General features: G+C 69.3%; 7 protein-coding genes. 4 read left to right on the top strand and 3 right to left on the bottom strand.

Features of this window, described 5'->3' with window-relative positions:
- Positions 1-785: hypothetical protein (locus tag FUT87_RS16015; RefSeq protein WP_186830569.1), on the bottom strand; the 785-nt coding region annotated here is incomplete at its 3' end.
- Between the two features lie 56 nt (positions 786-841).
- Positions 842-1,216 carry a hypothetical protein gene (locus tag FUT87_RS16020; protein ID WP_147241657.1) on the bottom strand — a complete coding sequence of 125 codons (375 nt, stop codon included), beginning with the start codon at positions 1,214-1,216 and terminating at the stop codon, positions 842-844.
- A gap of 697 nt (positions 1,217-1,913) precedes the next feature.
- Between FUT87_RS16020 and FUT87_RS16025 the strand changes: the two genes are divergently transcribed.
- The 4 genes from FUT87_RS16025 (at position 1,914) to fdhD (ending at position 7,369) form a co-directional block, all read left to right on the top strand.
- Entirely contained in the window at positions 1,914-3,584 is a 1,671-nt protein-coding gene (locus tag FUT87_RS16025; RefSeq protein ID WP_147241658.1) for an OFA family MFS transporter, read from the top strand.
- Between the two features lie 179 nt (positions 3,585-3,763).
- Positions 3,764-6,121 carry an FdhF/YdeP family oxidoreductase gene (locus tag FUT87_RS16030; RefSeq protein WP_147241659.1) on the top strand — a complete coding sequence of 786 codons (2,358 nt, stop codon included), beginning with the start codon at positions 3,764-3,766 and terminating at the stop codon, positions 6,119-6,121.
- A gap of 10 nt (positions 6,122-6,131) precedes the next feature.
- Positions 6,132-6,497, top strand: a complete 366-nt coding sequence (locus tag FUT87_RS16035) for a hypothetical protein (RefSeq protein ID WP_255511874.1) — start codon at positions 6,132-6,134, stop codon at positions 6,495-6,497.
- Positions 6,494-7,369, top strand: a complete 876-nt coding sequence (fdhD, locus tag FUT87_RS16040; RefSeq protein ID WP_091720131.1) for a formate dehydrogenase accessory sulfurtransferase FdhD — start codon at positions 6,494-6,496, stop codon at positions 7,367-7,369. The genes FUT87_RS16035 and fdhD overlap by 4 nt, the downstream gene beginning before the upstream one ends.
- Positions 7,370-7,402: 33 nt before the next feature.
- Here fdhD and FUT87_RS16045 read toward each other — a convergent pair whose 3' ends face one another.
- Positions 7,403-7,693 carry a hypothetical protein gene (locus tag FUT87_RS16045; RefSeq protein ID WP_147241660.1) on the bottom strand — a complete coding sequence of 97 codons (291 nt, stop codon included), beginning with the start codon at positions 7,691-7,693 and terminating at the stop codon, positions 7,403-7,405.
- Positions 7,694-7,761: the final 68 nt, after the last annotated feature.

Consider the following 7,761-nt stretch of genomic DNA (forward strand, 5'->3'; position numbering starts at 1 on the left):
TTCTCGGGCAGCACGTAGACGATGCCGCCGCGCTTGCCGAAGGTGGGCCACAGGGTCTGCTCGAAGAATTTCACCGGCATGTTGATGCAGCCGAAGCTGATGCGGTTGTCCTTGGGCGTCGGCGAGGCGAGCCGCTCGAGGCGGCGCTCGGCCGGGTTGGTCGGCCGCACGCGGTGCATGGACACGGCCGCGTCGTAGTCGACCCAGAGCACGTCTTCGTGCAGCGCGTTCTTGCCCGGTTGCGCGACGAAGCGCCCGGCCGGCGTGGTGCGCTCGGAGGGCTTGACCTCGGCGATGGGGCGCAGGCCGATGCCGGCGACGCTGTCGTCGCCCGCGGCATAACCGAGCAGCACCGGCGTGGTGGCCTGCAGCTTGCCGTCGGCGTTGAAGACGAGCACGCGCGCCTGGCGCTTGTCGAGGATCGCGAACGGACGACCGTTGTGATCCCAGCCCGCCATCACCCACTGGGCCAGCTGGCGGGCCTGCTTGGAAACCTTGGTCTTGCCGAAATCGGCCGTGCCGGTCCGCGGCACTGGCGCGGGGGCTTGGACGACGGGCTGGACCGGGGAAGAGGGGAGGTGCTTCGCGACGGCGACGGGCGCCGGGCGCAGCTGCTTCATCAGGAAGGTCGCCGCCGGCCAGGCCAGCAGCGCACCGGCCAGCCCGATCGCCAATCCCTGCGCCGCCCATCCGGCGCGTTCCTTCAGCGCTTCAGGAATCCGCCGCCGCGCCGGCTCGGCCGGCGGGGGATCGCTGAAGTAATAGCCGCTGGAGGCGCGCAGCATGGAGGGCTCTCAGGGAAAGGCGTCAGCGGGGCTGGACGGCGATAAGCGGGTCACGCTCAGTTGCGGTCGGCGCGCGGGGCCGGCTCGCCAGCGCTGGTCGGCTCGCTCGGCAGCGGCTGCTGCGACGACGGCGACTGCTGGTTCTGCCACTGGTCCGAGGACTGCGGCTGAGCCTGTTGCGACTGCGCTTCGGATTGGGTCTGCGACTGCGGGTCGGTCGACTGGGTCGACTGGGCCGCCTGGTCGGCCGGCGTCATGCTCTGGTCAGCGGGGGCCTGCTGCTCCGTCTGCGTGGCGGGGTACTGCTCCTGCGTCGTCTGCGTCTGGGTCGACTCGGTCGAGTTCTCCACCTGGGCGTAAGCCAGGCCCAGCACGCTGGCGAAGGCGGTCAGGGCAACGGCACCGGTCACGAGGGATTTGGTCGCGTTCATCTAGTCTCTCCTTTGGGCTTGAGGGGCCGATCGGTGAGATCGGTTAGGACCTACTGTGGACCGTGGGCGGGGAGCGGAGCGTGGGCAGAGGACGCGAGGTCTTGTAGGACAAACGGCAGGTTTCACCCCGATACATCCTCGTGTTCATCGGGGCAAGCGCGATTCCCGCGCAATAAAAAACCGGACGACCTCAACGAGGCGGTCCGGTGAAGAAGGCGCTGATGGACGCCTTCGGAGACGGGGGAACGGTCCCAACAATAGGCAAAGACCCGGACCGTAAAAATGCGTGAGCGGAAATGCACCGTTGTGGCGCGCTCAACAATCGCGGCCCCGGGGATCGCCCCCAAACCGGGGGTGGTGTGCGCGATTCGCCCCAATTAACGCCGGCTCTACGGGTAACCGCCGGCCGCCCCATAGTTACCGGCTGTCGGTTTCGTGCGATAGATGTCCGTTTGCTATGTGTGGTTGTCAATGAATGTCAATGACATGCGTCAAGATCGCGCCCGCCGCGAGCGTTCTGCCTCAACTCTTTCAGGCCGTAACCAACCCCTGCTGTGTTTGCAGGTCGTTGATGCCGAAAGGGACACGGGGACCCCGGAACGCGGGACGCGGCCGACCCATCCCGTTTGAGGGTTCGGAGAGGGTCGCCCATCAGCGGGCCGCGTCGCGGTCGCCATTCATTGTTTGAGGAGGACCCATGTCTACTGTGCTGACCGACCCGAGCGTCGGATCCGCTGGCTCGAGCTGGCTGGACAAGGAGCGCACCATCGCCGCTCCTGGCTTCAACCGCTGGCTCGTGCCGCCCAGCGCGCTGGCCATTCACCTGTGCATCGGGATGGCCTACGGCTTCTCGGTGTTCTGGCTGCCGCTGTCCAAGATGCTGCAGACCGCCGGAGCCGGCGCCGCCTGCGGCAAGGACGTGGGCTTCTTCGCCCAGTTGTTCGCCACCGAGTGCGACTGGAGCGTCGCGACGCTGGGCTGGATGTACACGCTGTTCTTCGTGTTCCTGGGCTGCGCCGCCGCGATCTGGGGCGGCTGGCTGGAACGCGCCGGTCCGCGCAAGGCCGGCCTGGTGTCGGCCGTGTGCTGGTGCGGCGGCATGCTGATCTCCGCGATCGGCATCCACACCCACCAGTTCTGGATGATGATCCTGGGCTCCGGCGTGATCGGCGGCATCGGCCTGGGGCTGGGCTACATCTCGCCGGTGTCGACGCTGATCAAGTGGTTCCCGGACCGCCGTGGCATGGCCACCGGCATGGCCATCATGGGCTTCGGCGGCGGCGCGATGATCGGTTCGCCGCTGGCGGTGGAGCTGATGAAGCGCTTCGCCACGCCGACCGACCCGGGCGTGACGCAGACCTTCGTCGTGATGGCGCTGATCTATTTCGTCTTCATGGTCGCGGGCGCGCTGGGTTACCGCGTGCCGCCCACCGGCTGGAAGCCCGCGGGCTGGACCCCGCCGCCGGCGCAGGCCAACAACGCCATGATCACGCAGCGCCATGTGCACGTGAAGAAGGTGTGGGGCATCCCGCAGTTCTGGCTGGTGTGGATCGTGCTCTGCATGAATGTGTCGGCCGGCATCGGCGTGATCGGCATGGCCAGCCCGATGCTGCAGGAGATCTTCGGTGGCTCGCTGATCGGCGTGGACGCCAAGTTCGCCGACCTCGACAAGACGCAGCTGGCTGCGATCGCCGCGATCGCCGGCGGTTTCGCCGCACTGCTGAGCCTGTTCAACATCGGCGGCCGCTTCGTGTGGGCCTCGCTGTCGGACAAGCTGGGCCGCAAGATGACCTACACGGTGTTCTTCGTGCTGGGCGGCCTGCTGTACGCCAGCCTGCCGAGCAGCGCCGCCGCGGGTCACAAGCTGGCCTTCGTGGGCGCGGTCTGCATCATCCTGTCGATGTACGGCGGCGGCTTCGCGACGGTGCCTGCCTACCTGGGTGACCTCTTCGGCACGCAGATGGTGGGCGCGATCCACGGTCGCCTGCTGACCGCCTGGGCCACCGCCGGCATCCTCGGCCCGGTCGTGATCGGCTACATGCGCGAGTACCAGCTCGGCCTGGGCATCCCCCGCGAGCAGGTCTACAACCAGACCATGTATGTGCTGGTCGGCATGCTGGTGATCGGCCTGATCGCCAACCTGGCCATCCGCCCGGTCGCCGCGAAGCACTTCATGAGCGACGAGGAACTGGCCATCGAGAAGAAGCTGGCCCACGAGAAGGCCGCCGCCAGCGAAGTCGGCAGCGGTCCGGGCGCCGGCAAGGCGACGCCGGTGGGCCTGGTCGTGCTGGCCTGGCTGGCCGTCGGCATCCCGCTGTCCTGGGGCATCTACAAGACCCTGCTGACGGTCGCCAAGTTCTTCAATTGACCCTCACCGTACGGCGCCCCAAAGCAGCGCCGATACTGTGACCATCGATGCAGACCTCGGTCTGCCATTCTTCCTTGTTAGCGAGGGGCGGGCCGAGCGCCGGGCCGCCCCAAGCCGGCCCGCCACCCCCTCGGGGGGGATAGAACGGGCCGCGGCCGTTCTATCCGGGGGCACCAACAATGACCGAGCAGAAGATCCATTTCTACAAAGGGCCGGCTGGCGGCTGGGGCGCGCTGCGCAGTGTCGCGAAGCACCTGCAACAGCAGGGTGTCGCGGTCAAGGGCGCCAAGACGCTGCTGTCGGCCAACCAGCCCGATGGCTTCGACTGCCCGGGCTGCGCCTGGCCCGACCGGGATCACCGCTCGACCTTCGAGTTCTGCGAGAACGGCGCCAAGGCCATCGCGGCCGAGGCGACCTCGCACCGCGCCACGCCGCAGGTGCTGGGCAGCCACACGGTCAGCGAGCTGGCCGAGTGGTCCGATTTCGACCTCGAGAACCTGGGCCGCATCACCGAGCCGCTGGTCTACGACGCCGCCAGCGACCGCTACGTGCCGATCGCGTGGGACGACGCCTTCGAGCTGATCGCCGCGCGGCTGAACGCGCTGAAGGATCCGAACGAGGCGATGTTCTACACCTCGGGCCGCGCCAGCAACGAGGCCGCGTTCCTGTACCAGCTGTTCGTGCGCGAGTTCGGCACCAACAACTTCCCCGACTGCTCGAACATGTGCCACGAGCCCAGCGGCCAGGGCCTGAAGCCGACCATCGGCATCGGCAAGGGCACGGTGACGCTGCACGACTTCGAGCAGGCCGACGCGATCTTCATCTTCGGCCAGAACCCCGGCACGAATCACCCGCGCATGCTGGGCGAGCTGCGCGAGGCCTCCAAGCGCGGCTGCAAGATCGTCAGCTTCAATCCGCTGCGCGAGCGCGGCCTGGAGCGCTTCGCCGATCCGCAGGACAAGATGGAGATGGCGACGCTGGGCAGCACGCCGATCTCGACCCACTATTTCCAGCTGCGCATCGGCGGCGACATGGCCGTGATGAAGGCGCTGTGCAAGCGCGTCTTCGAGCTGGACGACGCGGCCGTGGCCGCTGGCGGCGAGCGCGTGCTGGACCTGGGCTTCATCGCCGAGCACACGCATGGCTTCGAGGCCTTCGAGGCCAGCATCCGCGCCGAATCCTGGGAAGCCCTCGAGGCCGAGTCCGGCCTGTCGCAGGAGCAGCTGTGCGCCGCCGGCGACCTGTACGCGCAGGCCAAGCGCGTGATCATCTGCTGGGGCATGGGGATCACGCAGCACCAGCATTCGGTGGCGACCATCCAGCACATCGCGGCGCTGCTGATGCTGCGCGGCAACCTGGGGCGTCCCGGCGCGGGCGCCTGCCCGGTGCGCGGTCATTCCAACGTGCAGGGCGACCGCACGATGGGCATCTACGAGAAGCCGCCCAAGGCGCTGCTGGACCGGCTGGGCCAGGTCTTCGGCTTCGAGCCGCCGCGCGAGAACGGCTATGGCACCGTCGAGGCCATCCAGGCGATGCTCGACGGCAAGGGCAAGGTCTTCATCGCGCTGGGCGGCAACTTCGCCGCCGCGACGCCGGACACGGTGGCCACCTGGAAGGCACTGCGCTCGACCGAGCTGACGGTGCATGTCACCACCAAGTTCAACCGCAGCCACACCATCCACGGCAAGGAAGCGCTGGTGCTGCCCTGCCTGGGCCGCACCGAGATCGACATGCAGGCCACCGGCCCGCAGGGCGTGACCGTCGAGGACTCGATGAGCATGGTCCACATCTCCAGCGGCATGAACGCGCCGGCGTCCGAGCACCTGCTGTCCGAGCCGATGATCGTCGCCCGCCTGGCCGCCGCGACCCTCAAGGGCCGCTCGAAGACGCCGTGGCTGTGGCTGGTGGAGGACTACTCGCGCATCCGCGACAAGATCGAAGAGGTCTTCGACGACTTCAAGGACTTCAACGAGAAGATCAAGCAGCCGGGCGGCTTCCGGCTGCGCAACACCGCGTCGGAGCGGGTCTGGAACACGCCCACCGGCAAGGCCAACTTCATCACCCACGCGCTGCCCACGGACACGCCCTTCCATCAGGCGCAGGCGCGGGCGATCGAGCACAAGACGGTGGTGTTCAACCTGGCGACGGTGCGCTCGCACGACCAGTACAACACGACGATCTACGGCATGGACGACCGCTACCGTGGCGTCTGGGGCCATCGCCGCGTGGTCTTCATCAACAAGGAGGACCTGCGGCAGATCGGCATGAAGGCCGGTCAGTGGGTCGACATCACCAGCGTCTACAGCGACGGCGACACGCGCCGCGCCGAGAAGTTCGTGCTGATCGAGTACGACATCCCGCGCGGCTGCCTGGCCAGCTACTTCCCCGAGACCAACGCGCTGGTGCCGCTGAGCAGCATCTCGATCGGGGCCGGCACGCCGACGTCCAAGTCCATCCCGGTGGTGCTGACGCTGCGGCCGCAGGACGAGCCGGTGCCGCAGGCGCAGGCGCGTTCGGTGGCGGACGCACGGGCCTGAGGATCGCCGCATGAGCCGCGCTGACGCGTCCGCCGGCGACGAGGTCCACGACCGGGAGGGCGCGGACGGCGATGGCGGCGATGACGGTGGTCCGGGTGACATGACCGCCCAGGCGCGTTTCGCGCTGGAGACGCTCGCCGAGCTGGACGCCGGCAACGGCGTGTCGCTGCCGCGGCTGGCCAAGCGCACCGGGCTGCGGGTCAGCGTGCTGCTGCGCCTCTACACGCTGATGAGCGACGCGCGCGTCGGCGACGAGCCGGGGCCCGGCTGGGTGCGGCTGCAGGTCGACGAGGACGGGCGCTGGATCGCGCGGCTCACGCCGGTGGGCCGCGGTGACGAGGCGCCCGCTGCCGGTGGCGGGGAGTCGACGGCATGAGCGGGACCTGCGCACTGCCGGGTGACGCGGAGGGCCGCGGTGAGGGCGGCGTCGGCGATCACGACGACGACGCACCACTGCCCGCCGCGCTGGTCGCGGTGCATCCGACGCGGCTCGGCGCCACGCGCGCGGCCGAGGAGGAATTCGTCGCCGAGGAAGTGCCCGTCGCGCTCGAGTACAACGGCCTGTCGCATGCGGTGATGCTGGCGACGCCGCTCGACCTCGAGGACTTCGCGCTGGGCTTCTCGCTGACGGAGGGCCTGCTGGCCTCGCCGGCGGACCTGCTCGACGTGGAAGTTCGCACGCGTCCGAATGGCGTGGCCCTGCAGCTGCGCGTGACCGCGCGTTGCGAGGCGCTGCTCAAGGAGCGTCGGCGCAGCATGGCCGGGCGCACCGGCTGCGGCCTGTGCGGGACAGACAACCTCGACCAGGTCTTCCGGCCGCCGCAGCGGCCCGTGCCGCCGCTGCCGGACGCGCTGGCGGCGGATGAGGCGCTGGTGGCGGCGCTGTCGCGCGCGATGCGCGAGCTGGCGGCCGCGCAGCCCCTGCAGCAGCGCACCGGCGGCATCCACGCCGCCGCGTGGTGCGGCGTCGACGGCGCGGTGCGATGCGTGCGCGAGGATGTCGGGCGCCACAACGCGCTCGACAAGCTGATCGGCGCGATGGCGCGCGACGGCGTCGATGCCTCGCAGGGGTTCGCGGCGGTGACCAGCCGCGCGAGTTTCGAGATGGTCCAGAAGGCCGCGCTCGCCGGCATGCCGATGCTGGCGGCGGTCAGCGCGCCTACGCATCTGGCGATCCGCACCGCGCAGGCCTGCGGGCTGCGGCTGGCGGGCTTCGTCCGCGACGGACGCGCGACGCTGTACGCCTGACGCGGTCTCGCGCCCTTGCGCGGCGTTGCCGCCTCAGAACTTGCAGGCCATGCCGAGCTGGGCCGCGATGTCGACCTGCGTCGAGCCGTCGCCCTTGCGGCCGAGCTTGGACGGCATGCGGAAGCGCCCGGCACATTCGGTGGCATCGAGGCCCAGGCCGCGGAGCAACTGCTTCGGCCCTTCCATGCCGATGCTCAGCGCGTGATGCGCGCGCTTGGGCGGCGGGCCGATCGCGGCGCCCTCGCGGGGGAGTTCGATGACCTGGATCTGGAGAGCCTGGTGCAGCATCGTGCTGCTGCCGGTGGTGCCGGCGGGCGAGCTCAACTGAGCGTGCGGGTCAGGCAAGCCCTGACCCCGCGGCGTCCATCGCCACTATCGATATGCGTCGGGGG

Source organism: Mitsuaria sp. TWR114, assembly GCF_007997345.1.